This is a genomic window from Stenotrophomonas sp. Steno-Z1 (assembly GCF_056393175.1).
Genome location: NZ_JBWJPB010000002.1, coordinates 675891 through 697671 on the forward strand (window position 1 = coordinate 675891; position 21781 = coordinate 697671).

25 protein-coding genes are annotated in these 21781 nt (G+C 67.9%); 18 read left to right on the plus strand and 7 right to left on the minus strand.

Annotation, left to right across the window (positions count from 1 at the left end; all coding sequences use genetic code 11):
- Positions 1 to 233: 233 nt before the first annotated feature.
- Positions 234 to 1325 carry an ABC transporter ATP-binding protein gene (locus AC06FD_RS09890; protein ID WP_259204751.1) on the plus strand — a complete coding sequence of 364 codons (1092 nt, stop codon included), beginning with the start codon at positions 234 to 236 and terminating at the stop codon, positions 1323 to 1325.
- A 107-nt stretch (positions 1326 to 1432) separates the two neighbouring features.
- Here the strand turns inward: AC06FD_RS09890 and ygfZ are convergent, their stop codons facing one another.
- Positions 1433 to 2296: a CAF17-like 4Fe-4S cluster assembly/insertion protein YgfZ gene (gene ygfZ, locus AC06FD_RS09895; RefSeq protein ID WP_478077658.1), complete on the minus strand. Its 864-nt coding sequence runs from the start codon at positions 2294 to 2296 to the stop codon at positions 1433 to 1435.
- A 39-nt stretch (positions 2297 to 2335) separates the two neighbouring features.
- On the opposite strand from ygfZ, the gene AC06FD_RS09900 reads away from it, so the two are divergent.
- The 10 genes from AC06FD_RS09900 (at position 2336) to AC06FD_RS09945 (ending at position 9404) form a co-directional block, all read left to right on the plus strand.
- On the plus strand, positions 2336 to 2509 hold the full coding sequence (locus tag AC06FD_RS09900) for a DUF1674 domain-containing protein (RefSeq protein ID WP_259204761.1): 174 nt from the start codon (positions 2336 to 2338) through the stop codon (positions 2507 to 2509).
- A gap of 56 nt (positions 2510 to 2565) precedes the next feature.
- The gene (gene sdhC / locus AC06FD_RS09905; protein ID WP_259205047.1) at positions 2566 to 2958 is read left to right on the plus strand and encodes a succinate dehydrogenase, cytochrome b556 subunit; all 393 of its coding nucleotides are present in this window, start codon (positions 2566 to 2568) and stop codon (positions 2956 to 2958) included.
- Positions 2955 to 3341, plus strand: coding sequence for a succinate dehydrogenase, hydrophobic membrane anchor protein (sdhD, locus tag AC06FD_RS09910; RefSeq protein ID WP_259204770.1), 387 nt, complete (start codon positions 2955 to 2957; stop codon positions 3339 to 3341). Before sdhC ends, sdhD begins: the two co-directional genes overlap by 4 nt.
- Positions 3342 to 3372: 31 nt before the next feature.
- Complete coding sequence (gene sdhA / locus AC06FD_RS09915; RefSeq protein WP_259204774.1) at positions 3373 to 5163, plus strand: succinate dehydrogenase flavoprotein subunit; 1791 nt, start codon at positions 3373 to 3375, stop codon at positions 5161 to 5163.
- 163 nt (positions 5164 to 5326) lie between these two features.
- The gene (locus AC06FD_RS09920) at positions 5327 to 6112 is read left to right on the plus strand and encodes a succinate dehydrogenase iron-sulfur subunit (protein ID WP_259204781.1); all 786 of its coding nucleotides are present in this window, start codon (positions 5327 to 5329) and stop codon (positions 6110 to 6112) included.
- A gap of 120 nt (positions 6113 to 6232) precedes the next feature.
- Positions 6233 to 6481, plus strand: coding sequence for an FAD assembly factor SdhE (locus AC06FD_RS09925; protein ID WP_128095617.1), 249 nt, complete (start codon positions 6233 to 6235; stop codon positions 6479 to 6481).
- Positions 6432 to 6881 carry a hypothetical protein gene (locus tag AC06FD_RS09930; protein WP_478077659.1) on the plus strand — a complete coding sequence of 150 codons (450 nt, stop codon included), beginning with the start codon at positions 6432 to 6434 and terminating at the stop codon, positions 6879 to 6881. The genes AC06FD_RS09925 and AC06FD_RS09930 overlap by 50 nt, the downstream gene beginning before the upstream one ends.
- A 23-nt stretch (positions 6882 to 6904) precedes the next feature.
- A complete protein-coding gene (locus AC06FD_RS09935) occupies positions 6905 to 8146 on the plus strand; it encodes a lipoprotein-releasing ABC transporter permease subunit (protein WP_259204793.1) in 1242 nt (413 codons plus the stop codon).
- Positions 8139 to 8852 (plus strand): lipoprotein-releasing ABC transporter ATP-binding protein LolD, encoded by a 714-nt coding sequence (gene lolD, locus AC06FD_RS09940; protein WP_259204796.1) that lies wholly within the window; start codon positions 8139 to 8141, stop codon positions 8850 to 8852. The genes AC06FD_RS09935 and lolD overlap by 8 nt, the downstream gene beginning before the upstream one ends.
- A gap of 87 nt (positions 8853 to 8939) precedes the next feature.
- The gene (locus AC06FD_RS09945; protein WP_259204797.1) at positions 8940 to 9404 is read left to right on the plus strand and encodes a DUF6491 family protein; all 465 of its coding nucleotides are present in this window, start codon (positions 8940 to 8942) and stop codon (positions 9402 to 9404) included.
- Between the two features lie 48 nt (positions 9405 to 9452).
- Here the strand turns inward: AC06FD_RS09945 and AC06FD_RS09950 are convergent, their stop codons facing one another.
- The 3 genes from AC06FD_RS09950 to ftsY all read right to left on the minus strand — a co-directional run bounded on the left by AC06FD_RS09950 (position 9453) and on the right by ftsY (position 12419).
- Positions 9453 to 9722 carry an oxidative damage protection protein gene (locus AC06FD_RS09950; RefSeq protein WP_128095612.1) on the minus strand — a complete coding sequence of 90 codons (270 nt, stop codon included), beginning with the start codon at positions 9720 to 9722 and terminating at the stop codon, positions 9453 to 9455.
- 3 nt (positions 9723 to 9725) lie between these two features.
- The gene (gene mutY / locus AC06FD_RS09955) at positions 9726 to 10865 is read right to left on the minus strand and encodes an A/G-specific adenine glycosylase (protein WP_259204808.1); all 1140 of its coding nucleotides are present in this window, start codon (positions 10863 to 10865) and stop codon (positions 9726 to 9728) included.
- A gap of 153 nt (positions 10866 to 11018) precedes the next feature.
- Positions 11019 to 12419 carry a signal recognition particle-docking protein FtsY gene (ftsY, locus tag AC06FD_RS09960; protein WP_478077660.1) on the minus strand — a complete coding sequence of 467 codons (1401 nt, stop codon included), beginning with the start codon at positions 12417 to 12419 and terminating at the stop codon, positions 11019 to 11021.
- 243 nt (positions 12420 to 12662) lie between these two features.
- On the opposite strand from ftsY, the gene AC06FD_RS09965 reads away from it, so the two are divergent.
- On the plus strand, positions 12663 to 12950 hold the full coding sequence (locus AC06FD_RS09965) for a hypothetical protein (RefSeq protein WP_478077779.1): 288 nt from the start codon (positions 12663 to 12665) through the stop codon (positions 12948 to 12950).
- 111 nt (positions 12951 to 13061) lie between these two features.
- Here AC06FD_RS09965 and htpG read toward each other — a convergent pair whose 3' ends face one another.
- A complete protein-coding gene (gene htpG / locus AC06FD_RS09970; RefSeq protein ID WP_394164422.1) occupies positions 13062 to 14960 on the minus strand; it encodes a molecular chaperone HtpG in 1899 nt (632 codons plus the stop codon).
- A 250-nt stretch (positions 14961 to 15210) separates the two neighbouring features.
- Between htpG and rsmD the strand changes: the two genes are divergently transcribed.
- From rsmD to AC06FD_RS10000, 6 genes are all read left to right on the plus strand, one after another.
- The gene (rsmD, locus tag AC06FD_RS09975; protein WP_478077661.1) at positions 15211 to 15816 is read left to right on the plus strand and encodes a 16S rRNA (guanine(966)-N(2))-methyltransferase RsmD; all 606 of its coding nucleotides are present in this window, start codon (positions 15211 to 15213) and stop codon (positions 15814 to 15816) included.
- A 7-nt stretch (positions 15817 to 15823) separates the two neighbouring features.
- A complete protein-coding gene (gene coaD / locus AC06FD_RS09980) occupies positions 15824 to 16333 on the plus strand; it encodes a pantetheine-phosphate adenylyltransferase (protein ID WP_259204818.1) in 510 nt (169 codons plus the stop codon).
- 47 nt (positions 16334 to 16380) lie between these two features.
- Positions 16381 to 16872, plus strand: a complete 492-nt coding sequence (locus AC06FD_RS09985; RefSeq protein ID WP_259204819.1) for a hypothetical protein — start codon at positions 16381 to 16383, stop codon at positions 16870 to 16872.
- A 125-nt stretch (positions 16873 to 16997) separates the two neighbouring features.
- Positions 16998 to 17279 (plus strand): YfhL family 4Fe-4S dicluster ferredoxin, encoded by a 282-nt coding sequence (locus AC06FD_RS09990; RefSeq protein ID WP_259204824.1) that lies wholly within the window; start codon positions 16998 to 17000, stop codon positions 17277 to 17279.
- On the plus strand, positions 17276 to 19018 hold the full coding sequence (gene ggt / locus AC06FD_RS09995) for a gamma-glutamyltransferase (protein WP_478077662.1): 1743 nt from the start codon (positions 17276 to 17278) through the stop codon (positions 19016 to 19018). Before AC06FD_RS09990 ends, ggt begins: the two co-directional genes overlap by 4 nt.
- Positions 19019 to 19128: 110 nt before the next feature.
- Positions 19129 to 20016, plus strand: a complete 888-nt coding sequence (locus AC06FD_RS10000) for an MBL fold metallo-hydrolase (protein ID WP_259204827.1) — start codon at positions 19129 to 19131, stop codon at positions 20014 to 20016.
- Between the two features lie 82 nt (positions 20017 to 20098).
- Here AC06FD_RS10000 and AC06FD_RS10005 read toward each other — a convergent pair whose 3' ends face one another.
- Complete coding sequence (locus AC06FD_RS10005; RefSeq protein WP_478047770.1) at positions 20099 to 20383, minus strand: PsiF family protein; 285 nt, start codon at positions 20381 to 20383, stop codon at positions 20099 to 20101.
- Positions 20384 to 20491: 108 nt separating this feature from the next.
- The gene (upp, locus tag AC06FD_RS10010) at positions 20492 to 21127 is read right to left on the minus strand and encodes a uracil phosphoribosyltransferase (protein WP_259204831.1); all 636 of its coding nucleotides are present in this window, start codon (positions 21125 to 21127) and stop codon (positions 20492 to 20494) included.
- Between the last annotated feature and the right edge of the window lie 654 nt (positions 21128 to 21781).

Below are 21781 nucleotides of genomic sequence, written 5' to 3' on the forward strand. Positions count from 1 at the left end.
GCATCATGGGGCATGTTGCGGGCGGATCGGGAGACTGTGGACTCCCCGACGCGTCGCGGTCATGACCGACCAACGGATACTGCCACGTGAAAACGTTTACATGGCAGAATGAGCAGACTGTATTCGATTGCAGTGGTCGCCGTCATGCGGCACCACGCCATCGACCTGCCATCGGGAGGGCCGAAGGCAGTTCCGCACAACAGCCCGGCAGCGGGCGGACTGGAATGGGTGATATGGCAAAAGTGCAGTTGCAGGGCGTGCGCAAGGTCTACGACAACGGCCAGGTGGCCGTCCAGGGCGCGACCTTCGAAGTGGCCGATGGTGAATTGATGGTGCTGGTCGGGCCGTCCGGGTGTGGCAAGTCGACCTTGCTGCGCATGGTCGCCGGCCTGGAAGAGATCAGCGGCGGCACGCTGACGATCGGTGACCGGGTGGTCAACGACGTGGCGCCCAAGGACCGCGACATCGCCATGGTGTTCCAGAGCTATGCGCTGTACCCGCACATGACCGTGGCCGAGAACCTGGCCTTTGGCCTGAAGCTGCGCGGCCACGACAAGGCGACGATCGGCAAGCGGGTCAGCGAAGCGGCCGAGACGCTGGGCCTGACGGACATGCTCGACAAGCTGCCCAAGGCGATGTCCGGCGGCCAGCGTCAGCGCGTGGCGCTGGGCCGTGCGCTGGTGCGCGAGCCGGCCGTGTTCCTGCTGGACGAGCCGCTGTCCAACCTGGACGCCAAGCTGCGCCACAGCGTGCGCACCGAAATCGCGCAGCTGCACCGCAAGCTGGGCACCACGATGATCTACGTGACCCATGACCAGGTCGAGGCGATGACCCTCGGCCAGCGCATCGTGGTGCTGAAGGATGGCGTGATCCAGCAGATCGATACGCCGATGGCGTTGTACGACCGCCCGGCCAATCTGTTCGTGGCCGGCTTCCTTGGCAGCCCGGCGATGAATGTACTGCGCGGCACGCTGCAGCGCACGGACAGTGGCATCGCGGTGCAGGAAGCGCAGTTGACCGCGCCGCTGGGCCAGGCGACGGTCGATCCGGCCTGGATCGGCAGGACCGTTGCGGTGGGCGTGCGCCCGGAGCACCTGCAGCCGGCGGCGGCGGGGGATGCGACGGGCTTCGAGGCGACCATCGACGGTATCGAGCCGGTCGGCAACGAGATCTTCGTCAACATGACCCGTGGCGGCCAGGCGCTGGTGATGCGCGTGGCGCCGCAGGCATTGCCGCAGGTCGGCGAGAGCATCCGCGTGGCGATCCACCCGAAGGGGCTGCACTTCTTCGACGCCGAGACCGGCGAGCGCTTGAACGCGGGCTGAGGTGGCAGGGTGCGGTGGATGCCGGCCAGCGGCCGGCTCCCCGCACCCCCATCAACGCGCCTGGGATGGCGCATCGACGTGTAACGTCTCGACCCGCGTGGGGATGCCTACCGGGCCAGCCCGTCCAGCAACGGCAGCGGCGCGGCGTCGAGGCCGTCCACCGACAGCGGATCGCTGGCGATCTCCAGCGGCAGCACCGCCAGGGCGAGGTCACCGGCCACGCTGGCCACCGTGCCGATCGCCGCGCCGTTCTGCTGCACCTGCGCGCCGCTGGCGATACCGTCGCCGACCCGCAGCAACTGCAGGGCCCGCTTGGCCTTGCCGAGGAAGTGGGTGCGCGCCACGATTTCCTGGCCGGGATAGCAACCTTTCTTGACGCTGTAGCCGTTCAAGCGGTCCAGGCCCAGCTGTTGCGGCGTCCATTGTTCGCGCTGGTCAGCGGCCAGGCGGGGCACGCCAAAGCGCAGGTCCGATTGCCGCCAGGCCAGCGCAATGCCGGCGTCGTCGAGCGCCGCGGTACCTGCACGCGGTGCGATCCGCAGCGTGCGAGGCAGCGCATCGCTGCCCACATCCAGCTCCAGCGTCTCACCGTTGACGGCGATTGCTGCGCCAGCGGCGGCATCCGGCGCGGTGAAGCTGCCGCCCACGGCATGGTCATCGCGCACGGTGATGCTGAGCTTGCGGCGGAAGACAAAACGCTGCAATTGCGACGCAATCGCATCGGCATCGCCGTCGGCGAGCACCAGCAGAATGCGATCCTGGTCCACCCGGATCAGCTGGAACACAGCAATGGTGCGGCCTTTGGCGTTCAGCCAGGCGCTCCACTGCCAATGCCGGACGGGCAGGGCGGTCACGTCGCTGGCGAATTGGGCGTGGGCAAACACGGCCGCATCGGGCCCGTCCAGACTGAGCAGCTGGTGACCGGAGAGGCGCGGAAAACCGGTGAAATCCATGGGCAGGTTGTCAGGCAAGTGAACGGGGTCTAAAATTTGTGCGTTGCGAGACCACCCATGATAGGCCAAACAACCCCCACTCCAGATACCGACTCCGAAGCCCCGCAGGTCGACCAGGCGCAACCGCTGCCTGAGACGCCCGCGGTGCCCGTGGAAATTGGTGGCCGCGGCGGACTCGATCCGGTGCGGTATGGAGACTGGGAGAAAAACGGACGCTGCATCGATTTTTGATCAGCATTGAGCCAACGCGGCATTGCGCCGCCCAGCCGAGACAACGAGCCCAGCGAATGGCCGCCAGAGAACGTCCCCTTTCCCCGCACCTTCAGGTGTATCGCTGGCAGATCCAGATGGCCACCTCGATTCTGCATCGAGCGACCGGCATCTTTCTGTCTGTTGGAGCCCTGATCATTGCCGGCGGCCTGCTCGCCCTCATGATGGGCCCTGCCTCCTGGAACTGCTTCACCGATCACGCTGGTAGCTGGTACGGCAAGCTGTTCCTGTTCGCCTGGACCTGGTCCTTCGCCTACCACCTGTGCAACGGCCTGCGCCACATCGTGCAGGACTTCGCGATCGGCTTCTCGATCCCGGCGTTCGTCCGCAGCAGCTGGATCTCCGTCTTCGCCAGCCTGGTGATCACCGCCTTGGTCTGGGCCTATGTGTTCGTCGGAGCCGCCGCATGAACAAGTTCCGTACCCCGTTGAAGAACGTGCGTGGCCTTGGCGCTGCCAAGACCGGCACCGAGCACTTCGTAATGCAGCGCCTGACCGCCACCGCGCTGGTCGGCCTCACCGTGTGGTTCCTGGTGTTCGTGCTGAGCCTGATCGGCGCCGATTACGTGACCGCCACCGACGCGGTGTCCAAGCCGTGGAACGCGGTGCTGCTGGTCGGCTTCCTGGTCGCGATGTTCTGGCACGCCCAGCTCGGCCTGCAGGTCGTGCTGGAAGACTACATCCACAACTCGCTGCTGGCCCTGGCGCTGCAGACCACGGTGAAGTTCATCGCCGTGCTCGGCGCGATCGTCAGTGTTTTTGCGGTCGCCCGCATTGCGCTCGGCGTTGCCTGAGTCCAGGCACCAAGACAGGAATCCAGATTAGATGTCCGCTTACAAGATTACGGAACACAAGTACGACATGGTCGTGGTCGGCGCCGGTGGCGCAGGCCTGCGCGCTACGTTCGGTCTTGCCGCCAAGGGCCTGCAGACCGTCTGCCTGACCAAGGTCTTCCCGACCCGCTCGCACACCGTGGCCGCGCAGGGCGGTATTTCCGCCGCGCTGGGCAACATGGGCGAAGACGACTGGCGCTACCACTTCTTCGACACCATCAAGGGCTCGGATTGGCTGGGTGACCAGGACGCCATCGAGTACATGTGCCGCGAAGCGATCCCGGCCATCATCGAGCTGGAACACTACGGTGTGCCGTTCAGCCGCACCGAAGACGGCAAGATCTACCAGCGCCCGTTCGGTGGCATGACCACCAAGTACGGCGAAGGCCCGTCCGCGCAGCGTACCTGCGCCGCCGCCGACCGTACCGGCCACGCCATGCTGCACACGCTGTACCAGCAGTCGCTGGCGCACAACGCGCGCTTCATGATCGAGTACTTCGCCCTCGACCTGATCTTCGATGAGGAAGGCGTCTGCCGCGGCGTGCTCGCCCTGGACATGGCCGACGGCTCGCTGCACCTGTTCCGCGCCCACGGCGTGGTGCTGGCCACTGGCGGTTACGGCCGCGCCTACTTCAGCGCCACCTCGGCCCATACCTGCACCGGCGACGGCGGCGGCCTGGTCATGCGTGCCGGCCTGCCGATGCAGGACATGGAGTTCGTGCAGTTCCACCCGACCGGCATCTACGGCGCGGGCTGCCTGATCACCGAAGGCGTGCGTGGCGAAGGCGGCATCCTGCGCAACAGCAATGGCGAGCGCTTCATGGAGCGCTACGCACCGCACTACAAGGACCTGGCCTCGCGCGACGTGGTGTCGCGTTCGATGACCATCGAAATCCGCGAAGGCCGCGGCGTCGGCGAGCACAAGGACCACATCCTGCTCGACCTGACCCACCTCGGCCCGGGCGTGATCGACGACAAGCTGCCGGGTATCGCCGAAAGCGCCCGCATCTTCGCCGGCGTGGACGTGCACAAGCAGCCGATCCCGGTCATCCCGACCGTGCACTACAACATGGGCGGCATCCCGACCAACTACCACGGCGAAGTCGTGCGCAAGGTCGGCGACAACCCCGATGCGGTCGTGCCGGGTCTGTACGCGATCGGCGAAGCGGCCTGCGTGTCGGTGCACGGCGCCAACCGCCTGGGCTCCAACTCGCTGCTCGACCTGGTGGTGTTCGGCCGTGCGGTGGCCAACCGCTGCGCCGAGACCATCAAGTCCGGCGCGCCGCACAAGACCCTGCCGTCGGACGCGTGCGACAAGGCGCTGGGCCTGCTGGACAAGCTGCGCTACGCCAACGGCGACACCCCGACCTCGGTCATCCGCGACAACATGCAGCGCACCATGCAGAACGACGCGGCGGTGTTCCGTACCAGCAAGACGCTGGAAGAGGGCTGCAGCAAGATGGCCGAGATCTTCGACTCCTTCCAGGACGTCAAGGTCTCCGACCGTTCGCTGGTGTGGAACTCGGACCTGATCGAAACCTACGAGCTGAACAACCTGCTGCTCAACGCGGTGGCGACGATTAACTCGGCCGAACAGCGCAAGGAAAGCCGTGGCGCGCATGCGCATGAGGACTTCCCGGACCGCGACGACGTCAACTGGCAGAAGCACACGCTGGTCAACGTCGACGACAACGGCAAGTGCAGCTTCGACTATCGCCCGGTGCACATGTACACGTTGAGCAAGGACGTGGACGTGGTGCCGCCGAAGCCGCGCGTGTACTAAGAGACCTGCGGCATGACCTCCGGCCACGCAGCGCCAGCACGCCTTCCTGCCCGCCAGGGCAGGGGGCTGCGCGCGCCGCTGGTCGGCGGTGTCGACTTCCTCACCTTCCGTGCTAGCCGCGCCTGCATCGCAGCGCGAGCCGCCTGAGCCAACGAGAACAGCCATGGCCGAGTTTTCCCTCCCCAAGAATTCCAAGATCGGAAAGGGCAAGCACTTCCCCGCCAAGAGCGGTGCGAAGAATACCCGCACGTTCAAGATCTACCGCTGGAGTCCCGACGACGACAGCAACCCGCGTACCGATACGTATGAGATCGACCTGGACAGCTGCGGCCCGATGGTCCTGGACGCGCTGATCAAGATCAAGAACGAAATCGATCCGACCCTGACCTTCCGTCGTTCCTGCCGCGAGGGCATCTGCGGTTCGTGCGCGATGAACATCGACGGCACCAATACGCTGGCCTGCACCCGCGCCATCGCCGACTGCGGCAAGGCCGAAGTGCCGATCTACCCGCTGCCGCACATGAGCGTGATCAAGGATCTGGTCCCGGACCTGACCCACTTCTACGCGCAGTACGCCTCGATCAAGCCGTGGATCCGCACCCAGACCCCGCCGCCGCCGGATCGTGAGCGCCTGCAGTCGCCGGAAGACCGCAAGAAGCTGGATGGCCTGTACGAATGCATCCTGTGCGCGTGCTGCTCGACCAGCTGCCCGAGCTACTGGTGGAACGGCGAGCGTTACCTGGGCCCGGCGATCCTGCTGCAGGCCTACCGCTGGATCGTCGACTCGCGCGATGAAGACACCGGTGCGCGCCTGGACGATCTGGAAGACCCGTTCAAGCTGTACCGCTGCCACACCATCATGAACTGCGCCCGGACCTGCCCGAAGGGCCTGAACCCGGCGTTGGCGATTGCCGAGATCAAGAAGCTGATGATGGCGCGCCGCGCCTGACCTGGCGGTTCATGTCATCGCTGCCCGTGCGGCGGCGATCGCGGCGGCACCGACCGGAAGGTCCGGTGCCGCTGTTGTTTCCGGCCCTGGTTGGCCGGCACCTTGAGGAATGCGATGTCGATGGACGAAGCCACTGAACTGAAGAAGCTGCGCTGGCGTTGCCGGCGTGGCATGCGCGAGCTGGACCAGCTGTTTGGCCGCTACCTGGACCGCTGCTGGCTGCAGGCGCCTACCGAAGAGCGCGAGGTTTTCCTGTTCCTGCTGGAGAGCGAGGACGATAAGTTGTGGCGCTGGTTCATGGGTTACGAGGAATGCCCGCATGCCCAGCCTGCCGCGCTCATCGCCCGGATCCGCGCCCTGCCGGCTTGAGTGGCGCCCCTCGCGCTGGCAGTGCGGCGCGCAGCTGCTGATGACCGCGCTGGCGCCGTGGGCGCTGTACCGCACGGCAGTGCCGGATGGCTGGCACGGCCCGGCTGCCGTGCTGGCGGTGGCCTGGGGGCTGGCGCAGGCCTGGCGCTACTGGCACGCGCCCACCCGCTCGATCGTGATCCCGCCCGACGACGCGCCGGCGCAGGTCGATGGCGAGCCGGTGCAGGACCTGCAGCTGTCCGACCGGGGCGTGCTGCTGCAGGTGGCCTGGCGCTGCCGGGGGCGCCGCCACTGGCGGCTGTTCTGGCCCGATACGCTGTCCCCTGCACAGCGACGTGAACTGCGACTGGCCGTCCGCGCACACTGCATTTCCCGTTCACGTCCGGCAGTGGCACCATAGCCTGAATTGTCCGGCGTACCTGCATGTTCAAACCCATTCCTGTCTCGATCGGCCTGCGCTACCTGCGGGCCAAACGCCGCAACGGTTTCATCTCCTTCATCTCGATGGCCTCCATCCTCGGCATCGCGCTCGGCGTGACCGTGCTGATCACCACCCTGGCGGTGATGAGCGGGTTCCAGAAGGAGATCCGCGACCGCCTGTTGCAGATGACCGCCCATACCACCATCACCACCGACGGCGCGCCGATGTCGGACTGGCAGCGCGCGGTCGATACGGCAAAGAAGGATCCGCGCGTGGCCGGTGCCGCGCCGTACATCGAGATCCAGGCCATGCTTAGCGGGCCGCGCGTGCAGGGCGCGATCGTGCAGGGCATCGACCCGGCGCTGGAGCCGGGCGTCTCGGTGATCAACCAGAAACTGGTCAAGGGCAGCTTCGACAGCCTCACCCCCGGCAGCTACCACCTGCTGGTCGGCAAGGAGCTGGCGCTCTGGCTGGGCGTGGACGTGGGCGACACCGTGCTGGTGACCCTGGCCGAAGTGCAGGGCACCCCGGTCGGCGCGATGCCGCGGCTGAAGCGCTTCACCGTCAGCGGCATCTTCGAGGCCGGCTACAACGAAATCGACAAGGGCGTGGCGTTCGCCAACATGGCCGACCTGGAGCGCGTGCTGCGCATGGACGGAGTGACCGGCGTGCGGCTGAAGCTGCATGACATGGACAAGGCGCTGGACGTGGGCGTGGACCTGGCCCACACCCTCGGCGGCGGTTACCGGGTCAGCGACTGGACCCAGCAGAACGCGAACCTGTACCACTCGCTGCGCATGGAGAAGGTGGTGATGGGCATCCTGCTCTCGCTGATCATCGCCATGGGCGCGTTCAACCTGGTGTCCTCGCAGGTGATGCTGGTCACCGACAAGCAGGCCGACATCGCCATCCTGCGTACGCTGGGCCTCACCCCGGGCGGGGTGATGCAGGTCTTCATGGTGCAGGGCTCGCTGATCGGCATCATCGGCACCGTGGCCGGCGTGATTGGCGGCATCACCCTGACCTTGAACCTGGAGCGCATCCTCGGGGCGATCGAGACGCTGTTCAACGTCAAGCTGCTGCCCGAGGACGTTTACTACATCACCGGCCTGCCGACCGACATGCAGACCCCGGACATCATCGTCATCACCGTGATCGCGCTGGCCATGAGCTTCCTGGCCACGCTGTACCCCGCGTGGCGCGCCGCCCGCACCCAGCCGGCGGAGGCCCTGCGCTATGAATGAGCCGATCAACCGCGGCGATGAAGTGATCCGCGCCGAAGGGCTGGCCAAGACCTATGCCGAAGGCCGCATGCAGACCCCGGTGTTCAATGGCCTGGACCTGAGCGTGAGCGCCGGCGAGACGGTGGCGATCATCGGTGCCTCCGGTGCGGGCAAGAGCACCCTGCTGCACCTGCTCGGCGGGCTGGATACGCCCACCGCCGGCGAAGTATTCGTGGCCGGCCAGCGCATGTCCGGGTTGTCCGACGGCCAGCGTGGCCAGTTGCGCAACCGCGCGCTGGGCTTCGTGTACCAGTTCCACCACCTGCTGCCGGAATTCACCGCGCTGGAAAACGTGATGATGCCGGTGCTGCTGGGGGGCGAGGACGTGGCTGCGGCGAAAAACCGCGCGCAGGCCTTGCTGGAGTCGGTCGGGCTGGGGCATCGCCTGGAGCACAAGCCGGGCGAGCTGTCCGGTGGCGAGCGCCAGCGTGCCGCCGTCGCCCGTGCGCTGGTCAACCGCCCGGCCTGCGTGCTGGGCGACGAGCCGACCGGCAACCTGGACGACAAGACCGCCGGCACCGTGTTCGAGCTGATGCTGGAACTCAACCGGGCGTACCACACCAGCCTGGTGCTGGTGACCCACGATCGCAGCCTGGCGCGCAAGCTCGACCGCGTGCTGGAACTGCGCGAAGGGCGGCTCCACGCCTTGGCCCACAGCCAGGTCTGAGCTGGCCGCTGAATGGCCGGCGCGACGCTGTCGCCGGCCTCACGCGATGGGTGCATCATCGGCGTAGTCATCCCTGCTGGAGGCGCCATGAAGACCCTGATTGCAACGGCCGCGCTGTGCCTGACCCTGGTCGGCTGCGCGACCACCGGTCGCCTGAGCGGCGAGGAGCGGCTGGCGCTGTACCGCGCCCATGCCGCGCCGCCGCAGCAGGACATGCCGCTGTACGGCGCGTTGTCGGGCTGGACCGAACTGGGCGACAGTGCGCTGGCGGTGTGGACGCGCCCCAGCGAAGGTTATCTGCTGGAACTGCGCGGGCCCTGCCAGGGCCTGGATTACGCGCCGGCGATCGCCCTGACCAGCCGGGTCGGGCGGGTGTCCGCGCGGTTCGACAAGGTACTGGTGCGCGACCCGACGCCGGGCCCGATGAACATGCCGTGCTTCATCGGCAGCATTCGCAAGCTGGATGTGCAGGCGCTGCGCGCGTCGGAAAAGGAATTGCGCCAGGCGCAGGTGCAGGAGCGCGAGGAAGGCCAGGCCGCCCCCGCGAAGTAAGCGGGAGCCGTCGATCGCGTACCAACCGAGGGTCGGTACCGGCCGGAATCATGCTTCGGGGATGAAACCCGCCGGCTTTTCCGCATCCTTCTCGAACAGGTATTTCACCAGTTCGGTTTCCAGGAACGCGCGATGCTTGGGATCGCGCGGCGACAGCCGGTTCTCGTTGATCAGCATGGTCTGGTGGGCCAGCCAGGCGCTCCAGGCGCTCTTGCCGATGCCGTTGAAGATGCGCTGGCCCAGCTCGCCGGGGTAGGGCACGAAGTCCAGGCCTTCGGTGTCGCGTTGTTCGTACTGGCAGAAAACGGTGCGGGGCATGGCTTACTCGGACTCGGGTGAAGGTGGTGCGCCACGCATTGTACGGCGCTTGGGCCGGGCCGGCGGGGCGCCGGTGGCCAGCAGCTTGCGGATCGGGGCGGGCAGGCCGAGGCTGGGCAGGTCGGCTGCGGCGACCCAGCGCAGGCCCGGGGCCTCCTGTCGCAGGCCGTGCACGCGCTGCACCAGCACCTGCAGGTGCAGTCGATAGTGGCTGAAGGTGTGCTCCAGCACCGGCAGCGCATCGGCATCGTCCAGCGAGCCGTCCACGTGGGCATCGAACCAGTCCTGCAGGTCGCTGCCGGCGTCGGCCTGCGGCAGCGTCCACAGCTGCGCCCAGATGCCGGTATCCGGGCGCTTCTGCAGCAGCACGCGGCCCTGGCCATCGCGCAGCAGCAGCGCGGTGGCCTCGCGTTCCGGCAGGGCCTTGGCGGGCTTGGGCGTGGGCAGGTCGTCGATGCGGCCCTCGCGCCGCGCCACGCAGTCCTCCTGCAGGGGGCAGATCACGCAGGCCGGCCGGCTGCGGGTGCACACCGTGGCGCCCAGGTCCATCTGCGCCTGGGTGTAGTCGGCCAGGCGCGCGTCGGGCACGTGCTGTACGTGCGCGTCGGCCAATGCCCACAGCACCTTTTCCACCGCTGGCAGGCCGGGAAAACCCTCGATGCCGTGGTAGCGGGTCAGCACGCGCTTGACGTTGCCATCGAGGATCGCGAAGCGGTCGTTCCAGGCCTGGCTGAGGATCGCCGCGGCAGTGCTGCGACCGATGCCGGGCAGTGCGTTCAACGCCTCGACATCGCGCGGCAGCTCGCCGCCGTGCAGCGCGACGCAGCGCTGGGCGGCGGCGTGCAGGTTGCGCGCACGGGCGTAGTAGCCCAGCCCGGCCCACTGCGCCATCACGGCATCGTTGCTGGCCGCGGCGAGGTCGGGCAGGGTGGGAAACACGCGCAGGAACGCCAGGAAATACGGAATGACCGTACTGACCTGGGTCTGCTGCAGCATGATCTCCGACAGCCACACCCGGTAGGGCGAACGCGGGTGCTGCCAGGGCAGGTCGTGGCGGCCGTGGCCGTCGAACCACGGCAGCAGGCGCGCGACGAAGGCGTCGTCGGTGGGGGCGGGGTCGCGGGCGGTTGGCTGGCGTGGCATGGGGCTTCCGCAGAAGGATAGAGCCACCCCATGGGTGGCTGCGGCGGCGATGGCTGCGGCGGCGGTGGGAGGCCTTGGCCGCACCTGGGCGAGCAGCCACCCATGGGGTGGCTCTACCCCGACGCGCGTGGCGTGCGCGCGCGCGCGCCTGGGTCAGCCGCCCAGCGCGTCGGGCAGCAGGGCGTCGACGAAGGCTTCCGGGTCGAACACGCGCAGGTCTTCCGGGCGCTCGCCGATGCCGGCGAAGCGGATCGGAATATTGAACTCGCGGGCCAGCGCGAATACCACGCCGCCCTTGGCAGTGCCGTCCAGCTTGGTCACCACCAGGCCGGTCACGTTGACCGCGGCGTGGAACTGGCGCAACTGGGAGAGGGCGTTCTGGCCGGTCGTGCCGTCGATCACCATCAGCACCTCATGCGGTGCGGCCGGGTCGATCTTGCCGAGCACGCGGCGGATCTTGCCCAGTTCGTTCATCAGCCCGCCCTGGGTATGCAGGCGGCCGGCGGTATCGGCGATCAATACCTCGGTGCCGCGTGCCTTGCCGGCCTGCAGCGCGTCGAACGCCACCGAGGCGGCATCGGCGTTTTGCCCCTGGGCGACCACGGCCACGCCGTTGCGCTCGCCCCAGGCCTGCAGCTGGGCCACGGCGGCGGCGCGGAAGGTGTCGCCGGCGGCCAGCATGAGGCTGTGGCCGTCGTCCTTGAAACGCTTGGCCAGCTTGCCGATGGTGGTGGTCTTGCCGACGCCGTTGACGCCCACGGTGAGGACCACGAACGGCTTGGCGCTGCGGTCGATCACCAGCGGTTTGGAGACCGGCTGCAGGATCGCGATCAGTTCGCCACGCAGCGCGGCGAGCAGCGCGGTGGCGTCGGCGAATTCGCGCGCCTTCATGCGCTTGCGCAGGCCTTCGACCAGTGCGGTGGTCGCGCCGACGCCGACATCGGCGGTGATCAGCGCGGTTTCCAGTTCATCCAGCAGGTCGTCGTCGAGCTTGGGGTTGCGCGAGAACAGGCCGCCGAAGCTGCGCGCGATGACGCTGTTGCGCAGCCGGTCACGCCAACCGGGCTTGCCCGGCGCGGCGGCGGGGGCGCTGTTGTCGTCGGGCACGCTGGCCAGCGGCTGCGCGGCCTCCTGCACGATCTCGCTGGCGACCAGGACCGGCGGCGGCAGCGGTGCGGCGATCGGCTCGGCGATGGCGACCGGGGCGGTCTGGACGACAGGTGCGACCGGTGCAGCGGGGGCCGCTCCAACCGGCATCGTCGGAGCCGCAGGTGCCTGCTCGACCGGCGCGGCCGGTTTCGGGACCACGGGCAGTACCGGCGGCGCCTCGTCCACGGGCGCAACCGGTGCGACCGCCGCTGGCGCAGGCGCGGCCACCGGCACGGCGACGCCGGGAACCACGGCGGCGGGCGGCTGGACAGGCGCGGGCGCCGACGGGCCGTCTTCACTGGCCTGCGGGAACGCTGCGGCCAGCTCTTCAGCCGAGTAGTGCTGGGTCTTGGGCGCGTCCTGCGGAGCGTCCTGGGGCTTTTTGCGACGGAAGAAACTGAGCATTGGATTCGGCGCTGAAATCAGGGGGATATGCTACCACTGCGCCCTTGGAGGGCAGTGCGAACGTGGGGTGGTGCGGTGTCGGCGGGCGGCCGACCAACGATCGGGGGGCAGCCCACCAACGGTCGGCGGGCAGCCGACCAACGGTCGGCTCTACAGACGTTGGGATTGCGGCCGTTAACGGCTTTGGATGCCTGCGTCATCGGACGCCGGCCATGCATCGTGGAGTGCAGCAGCGTGAACGTGATGTCCATTGCCAGCTCCGGCATGCGTGCCGCGAGCCTTGAGGTGCAGGCTGCTGCGAGCAACGTGGCGCGTCTATCGGTGGAAGGGGCCGCCCGGATCGGAGTGGCGCAGACCTCGGTGGTCGGAGGTGGGGTGGAGGCCGGCGTGGTCGAGGCGGCGCCCGATCCCGGCGCCCCGGTCTCAGACCTGCTCGCCGCGAAGGACGCGGTGCTGGCCTTCACTGCCAACGCCACGTTGATTCGCCGCAGCGATCAGATGCTCGGCGCGTTGCTGGACGAGCGCGGCTGAGACCGGATCCAGCCCGCTGACGGGAGGTGCCGACCCCTGGCCGGCACCTCCCGGTCCTGCGAGCGCCACCACCGTGCCGGCCAGCGGCCGTCACGGTGGTCTCGCGTCGCCTTACGCCGACAACTCCAGCAGCAGCTTGTTGAGCCGGCGCACGTAGCCGGCCGGATCCTTCAGCGTATCCCCGGCGGCCAGCGCGGCCTGGTCGAACAGCACGCGGCTGAGGTCGTCGAAGCGTGCGGCATCGGCTTCCTGGTCCAGCTTGCCGATCAACGGGTGGCCGGGGTTGAACTCGAACACCGGCTTGCTGTCGGGCACCTTCTGGCCGCTGGCTTCCAGGATCTGGCGCATCTGCAGGCCGAGGTCCTGTTCGCCGATGGCCAGGATCGCCGGGGAGTCGGTGAGGCGGTGCGAGACGCGCACGTCGGCGACATCCTCGCCCAGTGCGCGCTTGATGCGATCGACCAGACCCTGCTTGTCCTTGGCCGCTTCTTCCTGGGCCTGCTTGTCTTCGGCGGTTTCCAGCGCGCCCAGGTCGAGGTCGCCACGGGCGACGTCGACGAACGCCTTGCCGTCGAACTCGGTCAGGTAACCCATCAGCCACTCATCGATGCGGTCGGTGAACAGCAGCACTTCGATGCCCTTCTTGCGGAACACTTCCAGGTGCGGGCTGTCCTTGACCTGGGTGTGGCTGTCGCCGGTCAGGTAGTAGATCTTGTCCTGGCCTTCGACCATGCGACCCACGTAGTCGGCCAGCGACACGCTCTGCTCGCCGCTGGCGTCATGGGTGGAGGCGAAGCGCAGCAGGCCGGCGATCTTCTCGCGGTTGTTGAAGTCCTCGGCGGGGCCTTCCTTGAGCACCTGGCCGAACTGCGCCCAGAAGCCGGCATACACCTCGGGCTTGTCGGTGGCGAGCTTGTCGAGCATGTCCAGCGAGCGCTTGGTCAGCGCCGACTTCATCGAGTCGATGACCGGGCCGGACTGCAGGATTTCGCGCGAGACATTCAGCGACAGGTCGTTGGAATCGACCACGCCCTTGATGAAACGCAGGTACATCGGCAGGAACTGCTCGGCCTGGTCCATCACGAACACGCGCTGCACGTACAACTTCAGGCCCTTGGGCGCGTCGCGGTGGTACAGGTCGAACGGCGCATGGCCAGGCACGTACAGCAGCGAGGTGTATTCGAGCTTGCCTTCGACCTTGTTGTGGCTCCAGGCCAGCGCGTCCTGGTGGTCGTGCGCGGCGTGCTTGTAGAACTCCTGGTACTCGGCGTCGGTGATCTCGGTGCGCGGGCGGGTCCACAGCGCGCTGGCGCGGTTGACGGTTTCCCATTCGACCTCGGCCGGGGCATCGTCGCCGTGGTGTTCCTTGACCATCTGGATCGGCAGGCCGATGTGGTCGGAGTACTTCTTGATGATGCCGCGCAGGCGCCAGCCGTCGGCGAAGTCCTGCTGGTCGTCCTTGAGGTGCAGGACGATGCGGGTACCGCGCTCGGGCTTGTCGAGGGGTTCGACGTCGAACTCGCCCTCGCCACGCGAGGACCAGTGCACGCCCTCGCTGGCGGGCAGGCCGGCGCGGCGGGAATAGACGTCGACCTGGTCGGCGACGATGAAGGCGCTGTAGAAGCCGACGCCGAACTGACCGATCAGCTGGGAATCCTTCTTCTGGTCGCCGGAGAGTTGGCGCAGGAAGTCGCCGGTGCCGGACTTGGCGATGGTGCCAAGGTGGGCGATGGCGTCCTCGCGGCTCATGCCGATGCCGTTGTCGTCGATGGTGAGGGTGTGGGCGTCGGCATCGAAGCTGACGCGGATGCGCAGGTCGCCGTCGTTTTCGAGCAGGGCCGGCTGGGTCAGCGCTTCGAAGCGCAGCTTGTCGGAGGCGTCGGCGGCGTTGGAGATGAGCTCGCGAAGGAAGATTTCCTTGTTGGAGTACAGCGAGTGGATCATCAGCTGCAGTAGCTGTTTGACTTCGGTCTGGAAGCCCAGGGTCTGCTTTTGGGTCTGCTCGGTCATGGGTGGCGATGCTCCTTGGACGATGCCGCGCCCGGCGCGGCGACTGGTCAAGGGGTAGGGGTGGATTGTCCCGAATTCAAGAGTCGGCCGTAGATCCCCGCCATGCGTGGATGCCCGGTTCCGGTGAGGGGATGCTTGATCGGCACAACCGCCGGACCGCCTAGAATGTCGGCATGAATCGCCTGATCTTCGTAACTATGACCCGTTCCCGCCCGTCCGCCCTTTCCACCGTCTTCGCCCGGAGCCGCGCATGAAGCCGCGCCAGCCAGTGGCGGCGGCCGTGGGCCAGGTGCGGATCATCGGTGGCAAGTGGCGCGGGACGAAATTGCCGGTGCCGCTGTCGCCGGGGCTGCGGCCCAGCAGCGACCGGGTGCGGGAGACGCTGTTCAACTGGCTGATGCCACGGATCGGCGGGGCACGGGTGCTGGACCTGTTCGCCGGCAGCGGGGCGCTGGGGCTGGAAGCGGTGTCGCGCGGGGCGGGGCAGGCGACGCTGGTGGAGCGCGACGCGGCATTGGCCCGGCACCTGCGTGAATCGGTGGCCAGGCTGGGCGCGGAGGGGCAGGTGCAGGTGGTCCAGGCCGACGCGCTGCAGTGGCTGGGCCAGGCGCCGGCCGGGCAGGCCGACATCGTGTTCGTGGACCCGCCGTTCGCGGCCGGGCTGTGGGCGCAGGTGCTGGCCGGGCTGGGCCCGCACCTGGCCGCCGATGCCTGGCTCTACCTGGAGTGCCCGGCCGACCAGTTGCCGGCGGTACCGGCGCCATGGCTGCTGCACCGCGAGGGCGGCACCCGGGAGGTCCATTTTGCCCTGTACCGCCGCGCCGCTGCTACACTTTCACCAGATCACAACACGTAGCTGCCGTATGACCGTGGCCAACCGCCGCATTGCCGTGTACCCGGGCACCTTCGATCCGATCACCAATGGTCACATCGACCTGGTGAACCGGGCCGCGCCGCTGTTCGAGAAGGTCGTGGTCGGCGTGGCACAGAGCCCGTCCAAGGGGCCGACGTTGCCGCTGGAGCTGCGCGTGCAGTTGGCGCGCGACGCCCTCGGCCACAACCGCAACGTGGAGGTGATCGGGTTCGATACCCTGCTGGCGCATTTCGTGCGCTCGGTGCAGGGCGGGATCCTGCTGCGCGGCCTGCGCGCGGTCTCCGATTTCGAATACGAATTCCAGATGGCCAGCATGAACCGGCATCTGATCCCGGAGGTCGAGACCCTGTTCCTGACCCCGGCCGAGCAGCACAGCTTCATTTCGTCGTCGCTGGTCCGCGAGATCGCCCGCCTCGGCGGCGACGTGTCCGGCTTCGTGCCGGCGTCGGTGCTCGAGGCGCTGCGCAAGGTCCGCGAAGCGAAGTCGGCCCAGTCGTAATACCCGTCAGACCCATACATACCAAGAACCACCAAGGGAGGAATTCCATGAACAACACCATGCGTGCCATGTTGATCGCGTCGTTCGCGCTGGCCTTCACCGCCTGCAAGAAGGAAGAGGCCGCGCCGGTCGTCGAGGCCCAGCAGGCGCTGGTCGCCCCGGACGCCAACGATGACGCCGGCTGGAAGAAGTACCTGCAGGCCGTGGCCGTGCAGAACATGGGCAACATCACCAACAGCCCGTTCCTGTACTACCTCTCCCCGGAGTCGGACCCGGAATTCGCCGCCAAGTACGATCGCCAGGTCGAGAGCGCCACCCAGGCCGTGGCCCGTGGCGTGCAGCCGGGCAACATGCTGGCCTTCGGTTCGTCGGCGTCGGCGAAGATGGCCGACATGATCCAGGCCGTGTTCAAGGACGTGTCGCCGGATTCGATGAAGGGCGTGCGCGTGGTGTTCATCGGCAAGGCGGCGGACAACGCCCGCGTGCAGGCCATCGTGCAGCCGACCGGCGCCGAATACATCTTCGTAGAAGCCAAGTAACCCGTGCAGTGGCGGCCGCGCCCAAGGCGTGGCCCGGGCGGCTTCCGCGAGGAAGCCGCCGTTGACCGGCCTGCGCCTTGGCGCGGGCCGGCCTTCATCCGCCGGCGCGGGCGTGGAGTAACGCCATGTCGCTGAAAATCAATGCGCTCTGCGTCAACTGTGACGTCTGTGAGCCGGCCTGTCCCAACCAGGCCATTTCGATGGGTGAAACCATCTACGTGATCGATCCGGCCCGCTGCACCGAGTGCGTGGGACATTTCGACGAACCCCAGTGCGTGGTCGTCTGCCCGGTCGAATGCATCGATCCCGATCCGGATATCCCGGAAACCCAGGACGCCCTGCTGGCGAAGTTGTACGGCCTGCAGCGCGACCATCCCGAACTTTATGCGGAGCCCCCATCCGAATGAACACGTTGTCGCGTCGCTGGTTGCTGCTCGTCCTGTTGTGGTCCCCGGTGGCATGGTCCGCCGCACCCGCGCAGGGTTCCCTGGCCAGCCATCCGGACGGCGCGGCGATCGCCAGCGGCCACCACCTGGCCACCGAGGCCGGGATGGAGATCCTGGCCAAGGGCGGCAATGCCTTCGACGCGGCAGTGGCGGTGTCCTCCACCCTGGCGGTGGTCGAGCCGATCAGCTCCGGGCTGGGCGGCGGCGGGTTCTTCCTGCTGCACGATGCGGCCACCGGCAAGGACGTGATGCTGGACGCGCGCGAGACCGCGCCGCAGGCCGCCAATGAAGCCGCCTTCTTGGACAGGAAGGGCGAGCTGGACCGCGACCGCTCGGTCAACGGCCCCTGGTCGGCGGGCATCCCCGGTCTGCCAGCGGCGCTGGTCGAGCTGTCGGGCAAGCACGGCAAGCTGCCGCTGCGTACCTCGCTGGGCCCGGCGATCCGCATCGCCACCGAGGGCTTCCCGGTGTATGCGCGGATGGCCAAGGGCTATGCCTCGCGCCGCGAGGTGATGGAGCGCTACCCCGGCACCCGCGAGGTGTACCTGCGCAATGGCAAGCCGATCGCCGAGGGCGATGTGTTCCGCCAGCCGGAACTGGCCGCCACGCTGACGCGCCTGGCCGACCAGGGCTTCGACGGCTTCTACCGCGGCCAGACCGGCAAGGCGCTGCTGGCCGGCGTGAAGCAGGCCGGTGGCAGTTGGAGCGCCGAGGAACTGGCCGGCTACCGGGTCAAGCTGCGCGAGCCGATCGTGTTCAACTACCGCGATTGGAAGATCACCACCGCCTCGCCGCCGTCCTCCGGTGGCATCGCGCTGGCGGCGATGCTGCAGATCCTGGAAGGCTGGGACCTGAAGTCGATGGATGAAGCGCACCGCACCCACCTGGTGGTGGAAGCGATGCGCCGCGCCTACCGCGACCGCACCTTCTTCCTGGGCGACCCGGATTTCGTGCAGATTCCGCAGAAAGTGCTGACCAGCAAGGACTACGCCCAGGGCCTGCGCGCCACCATCCACCCGGAGAAGGCCACCCCGAGCGACCTGCTGTCGGGCAACCCGACCCCGCTGGAAGACGACGAGACCACCCACTTTTCGATCATCGACCGTGACGGCAACCGCGTGGGCGCCACCCAGACGGTGAACCTGCTGTACGGCTCGGGCCTGATTCCCAAGGGCACCGGCGTGCTGCTCAACAACGAGATGGACGATTTCGCGCTGAAGCCGGGCACGCCCAATGCCTTCGGCGTGATGGGCTATGCGGCCAATGCGCCCAAACCGGGCAAGCGCATGCTCAGCTCGATGACCCCGACCTTCATGGAGTCGCCGGACAAGGTGGTGGTGCTGGGCACGCCGGGCGGCAGCCGCATCATCACCATGGTGCTGCTGGGGATCCTCGGTTACGACGATGGCCTGACCGCGCAGCAGGTGGCCGCGTTGCCGCGTTACCACCACCAGTGGCTGCCGGACGAGATCTCGGCCGAAACCGGTGCGTTGTCGGTGGACACCATCAAGCAGCTGCAGGCGATGGGCCACAAGATCGACCTGCCCGGCGACAGCGCCGAAGGCGGGCGCGGTTCCAGCCACGTCTGGGGCAACCTGCAGACCGTGGAGTGGGACCGTCGCAGCAACGTGCTCAGCGGCGGCAGCGACCCGCGCAACCCGGTGGGCAGCGCGGCAGTGTCAGCGGCCGCGAGCCGCTGATCCGACCCGCCCGGTCGCTTTCCAGACCCCGCCACCCGGCGGGGTTTTTCGTGGCGCGCCCGCGCAGCCGACTAGCGAATATTTAACGCGTCGCGCCGGATAATTTACCCATGAAACTATGGTCGATTCGCGGTAACTCACAGAAACTGGATGGCGGGGCGATGTTCGGCAACGCCCCACGCGCGGTGTGGGAAAAATGGGCGGCACCGGATGATCTGAACCGTATCGAGCTGGCCTGCCGCGCCTTGCTGGCCAGCCCGCTGGCTGGCAAGACGGTGTTGTTCGAGACCGGTATCGGCGCGTTCTTCGAGCCGAAACTGCGTGACCGTTACGGCGTGCAGGAGCCGCGCCATGTGCTGATGGAATCGCTGCGCGAGGCCGGGTTCGAGCACGAGGACATCGACGTGGTGGTGCTCAGCCATCTGCATTTCGACCATGCCGGAGGGCTGCTTGCGCAGTGGAGCGAGGGCCGTGGCCCGGAGCTGCTGTTCCCCAATGCCACCTTCCTGGTGGGCGCCGAACATTGGCAGCGGGCGCTGCACCCGCACCCGCGCGACCGCGCCAGCTTCATCCCGGAACTGCCGGGGCTGCTGCAGGACAGTGGCCGGCTGGAGATCGTCGAGGGGCCGTATTCGAAGGCGCTCGGCAACAGCGTGCGCTTCAGTTTCAGCGACGGGCATACCCCGGGCCTGATGCTGGCCGAAATCGTCGGCCCCGAGCAGGTCGATGGCCAGCCGCGCGGCGGCGTGGTGTTCTGCGCGGACCTGATCCCTGGTCGCTCGTGGGTACACGTGCCGATCACCATGGGGTACGACCGCAACGCGGAGTTGCTGATCGACGAAAAGCGCAGCTTCCTGGAAGACAAACTGGCGCGCAACGTGCACCTGTTCTTTACCCATGACCCGCAGTGCGCGCTCGCGCAGGTGGCCCGCGACGACAAGGGCCGCTTCGGCACCATCCACGAGCAGGGCGAATTGAAGGCCCGCGCGCTGGCCTGAGCTGCGGGCCGCCCCCGTCATCGGGGTCGGCGGCAGGGTGCCGGGTGCTGGCCGGCACCACCGGATCATCGGTCGGGCGCGGTCAATGCGCCTTCAGGCAGCTGCTCATGAAGGTCTTGCGCGCATCGCCGGCCAGCTTCTTGCTGGCCGCATCGGCATTGCAGGTCTTCATGCGTTCCTGCGGCGTGGTCGCCGCCGGCGCGGGCGCACTCAGGCACGCCTTCTGCGCGGCCTTGTAGTCCTCGCCGGTCTTGCCCTTGTTCCTGGCCGAACAATCGGCCATGCGCTGCTGCTGCGGGGTGGCCGCACTGGCGACCAGGGGGCTGCCAAGCAGCAGTAGGCAGGCCAGCAGGGACAGGGTCTTCATGACGCAGCTCCACGCACGGGTTGAGGATGTGCGCAGCTTCTGCCGGGACATGGCTAGGCCGCGTGAAACACCGGCGGCGACTGGCAGCCGCCGGTCAAGGGGGCAAAATCAGCCGGCCACGCGGGTGCCGAAGATGCGGTCACCCGCATCGCCCAGGCCCGGCAGGATGTAGCCCTTCTCGTTGAGGCGCGCGTCGATCGCGGCGGTGAAGATTTCCACGTCCGGGTGGACGGCCTGCACGGCCGCGATGCCTTCCGGCGCGGCGACCAGGAAGATGCCCTTGATGCGGCGGGCACCGGCGCGCTTGAGCATGTCGATGGTGGCAATCAGGGTGCCGCCGGTGGCCAGCATCGGGTCCAGGATCAGCGCATCGCGCTCTTCCAGGCGGCCGGTCAGGCGCTCGAAATAGGGCACCGGCTGCAGGGTTTCCTCATCGCGCTGCAGACCGACCACGCTCACCCGCGCGGCGGGGATCAACGACAGCACGCCGCTGAGCATGCCCAGTCCCGCACGCAGGATCGGCACCACGGTGATCTTGGCCCCCGCGATGCGCTGCACCGTCACCGGGCCCGCCCAGCCGGCCATGGCGTGGGCTTCGGTATCCAGGTCGGCGGTGGCCTCGTAGGCCAGCAGCCCACCAAGTTCGTTGGCCAGTTCGCGGAAGTCCTTGGTGCTCAGGGACGCATCGCGCATCAGGCCGATTTTGTGCTGCACCAGCGGATGGCGCACTTCGACGATTTTCATGGGAGGGGCAACGAAGAGGGGAGACCCGTAGTTTGCCGCAACGCCACCCGAAGCCAAAGCCCAGGGGCCGAAGGCAGAAGCCGAAGCCGAAAGCCGAAAGCCGAAAGCCGAAGCCGCGATCTCCGGTAGTGCCGAGCCATGCTCGGCAGGCCAGACAATGACGGAGCCGATGCTCGGCAGGCCAGACAATGACGGAGCCGACGCTCGGCAGGCCAGAAAACGCCGAAGCCGACGCTCCCCACCACCCGACAGCCGACGCGCCGCCGACAGCAGCCGAGCATGGCTCGGCTCTACCACCCGACAGGCGACGCGTCCCCAACAGCAGCCGAGCATGGCTCGGCTCTACCACCCGGCAGGCGACGCGCCGCCGACGGCAGCCGAGCATGGCTCGGCGCCACCACCCGGCAGCCGACGCGTCCCCAACAGCAGCCGAGCATGGCTCGGCGCCACCACCCGACAGCCGACGCGCCGCCGACAGCAGCCGAGCATGGCTCGGCTCTACCACGCGACAGCCGACGCGCCCCCAACAGCAGCCGAGCATGGCTCGGCTCTACCACCCGGTAGCCGACGCGCCCCCAACAGCAGCCGAGCATGGCTCGGCTCTACCACCCGACAGGCGACGCGCCGCTGACAGCAGCCGAGCATGGCTCGGCT

Bases quoted from the DNA above. Each gene is read 5' to 3' on its own strand.
- AC06FD_RS09935 (WP_259204793.1), top strand. From the start codon at position 6,905: ATGTTCAAACCCATTCCTGTCTCGATCGGCCTGCGCTACCTGCGGGCC.
- lolD (WP_259204796.1), top strand. From the start codon at position 8,139: ATGAATGAGCCGATCAACCGCGGCGATGAAGTGATCCGCGCCGAAGGG.
- ggt (WP_478077662.1), top strand. From the start codon at position 17,276: ATGAACACGTTGTCGCGTCGCTGGTTGCTGCTCGTCCTGTTGTGGTCC.
- AC06FD_RS09930 (WP_478077659.1), top strand. From the start codon at position 6,432: ATGCCCAGCCTGCCGCGCTCATCGCCCGGATCCGCGCCCTGCCGGCTT.
- AC06FD_RS10000 (WP_259204827.1), top strand. From the start codon at position 19,129: ATGAAACTATGGTCGATTCGCGGTAACTCACAGAAACTGGATGGCGGG.
- mutY (WP_259204808.1), bottom strand. From the start codon at position 10,865: ATGCCACGCCAGCCAACCGCCCGCGACCCCGCCCCCACCGACGACGCC.
- rsmD (WP_478077661.1), top strand. From the start codon at position 15,211: ATGAAGCCGCGCCAGCCAGTGGCGGCGGCCGTGGGCCAGGTGCGGATC.
- sdhD (WP_259204770.1), top strand. From the start codon at position 2,955: ATGAACAAGTTCCGTACCCCGTTGAAGAACGTGCGTGGCCTTGGCGCT.
- AC06FD_RS09950 (WP_128095612.1), bottom strand. From the start codon at position 9,722: ATGCCCCGCACCGTTTTCTGCCAGTACGAACAACGCGACACCGAAGGC.
- AC06FD_RS09985 (WP_259204819.1), top strand. From the start codon at position 16,381: ATGAACAACACCATGCGTGCCATGTTGATCGCGTCGTTCGCGCTGGCC.
- ftsY (WP_478077660.1), bottom strand. From the start codon at position 12,419: ATGCTCAGTTTCTTCCGTCGCAAAAAGCCCCAGGACGCTCCGCAGGAC.
- sdhA (WP_259204774.1), top strand. From the start codon at position 3,373: ATGTCCGCTTACAAGATTACGGAACACAAGTACGACATGGTCGTGGTC.
- AC06FD_RS09925 (WP_128095617.1), top strand. From the start codon at position 6,233: ATGGACGAAGCCACTGAACTGAAGAAGCTGCGCTGGCGTTGCCGGCGT.
- AC06FD_RS09965 (WP_478077779.1), top strand. From the start codon at position 12,663: ATGTCCATTGCCAGCTCCGGCATGCGTGCCGCGAGCCTTGAGGTGCAG.
- AC06FD_RS09920 (WP_259204781.1), top strand. From the start codon at position 5,327: ATGGCCGAGTTTTCCCTCCCCAAGAATTCCAAGATCGGAAAGGGCAAG.
- AC06FD_RS09890 (WP_259204751.1), top strand. From the start codon at position 234: ATGGCAAAAGTGCAGTTGCAGGGCGTGCGCAAGGTCTACGACAACGGC.
- AC06FD_RS09945 (WP_259204797.1), top strand. From the start codon at position 8,940: ATGAAGACCCTGATTGCAACGGCCGCGCTGTGCCTGACCCTGGTCGGC.
- AC06FD_RS09900 (WP_259204761.1), top strand. From the start codon at position 2,336: ATGATAGGCCAAACAACCCCCACTCCAGATACCGACTCCGAAGCCCCG.
- coaD (WP_259204818.1), top strand. From the start codon at position 15,824: ATGACCGTGGCCAACCGCCGCATTGCCGTGTACCCGGGCACCTTCGAT.
- upp (WP_259204831.1), bottom strand. From the start codon at position 21,127: ATGAAAATCGTCGAAGTGCGCCATCCGCTGGTGCAGCACAAAATCGGC.
- AC06FD_RS10005 (WP_478047770.1), bottom strand. From the start codon at position 20,383: ATGAAGACCCTGTCCCTGCTGGCCTGCCTACTGCTGCTTGGCAGCCCC.
- AC06FD_RS09990 (WP_259204824.1), top strand. From the start codon at position 16,998: ATGTCGCTGAAAATCAATGCGCTCTGCGTCAACTGTGACGTCTGTGAG.
- htpG (WP_394164422.1), bottom strand. From the start codon at position 14,960: ATGACCGAGCAGACCCAAAAGCAGACCCTGGGCTTCCAGACCGAAGTC.
- sdhC (WP_259205047.1), top strand. From the start codon at position 2,566: ATGGCCGCCAGAGAACGTCCCCTTTCCCCGCACCTTCAGGTGTATCGC.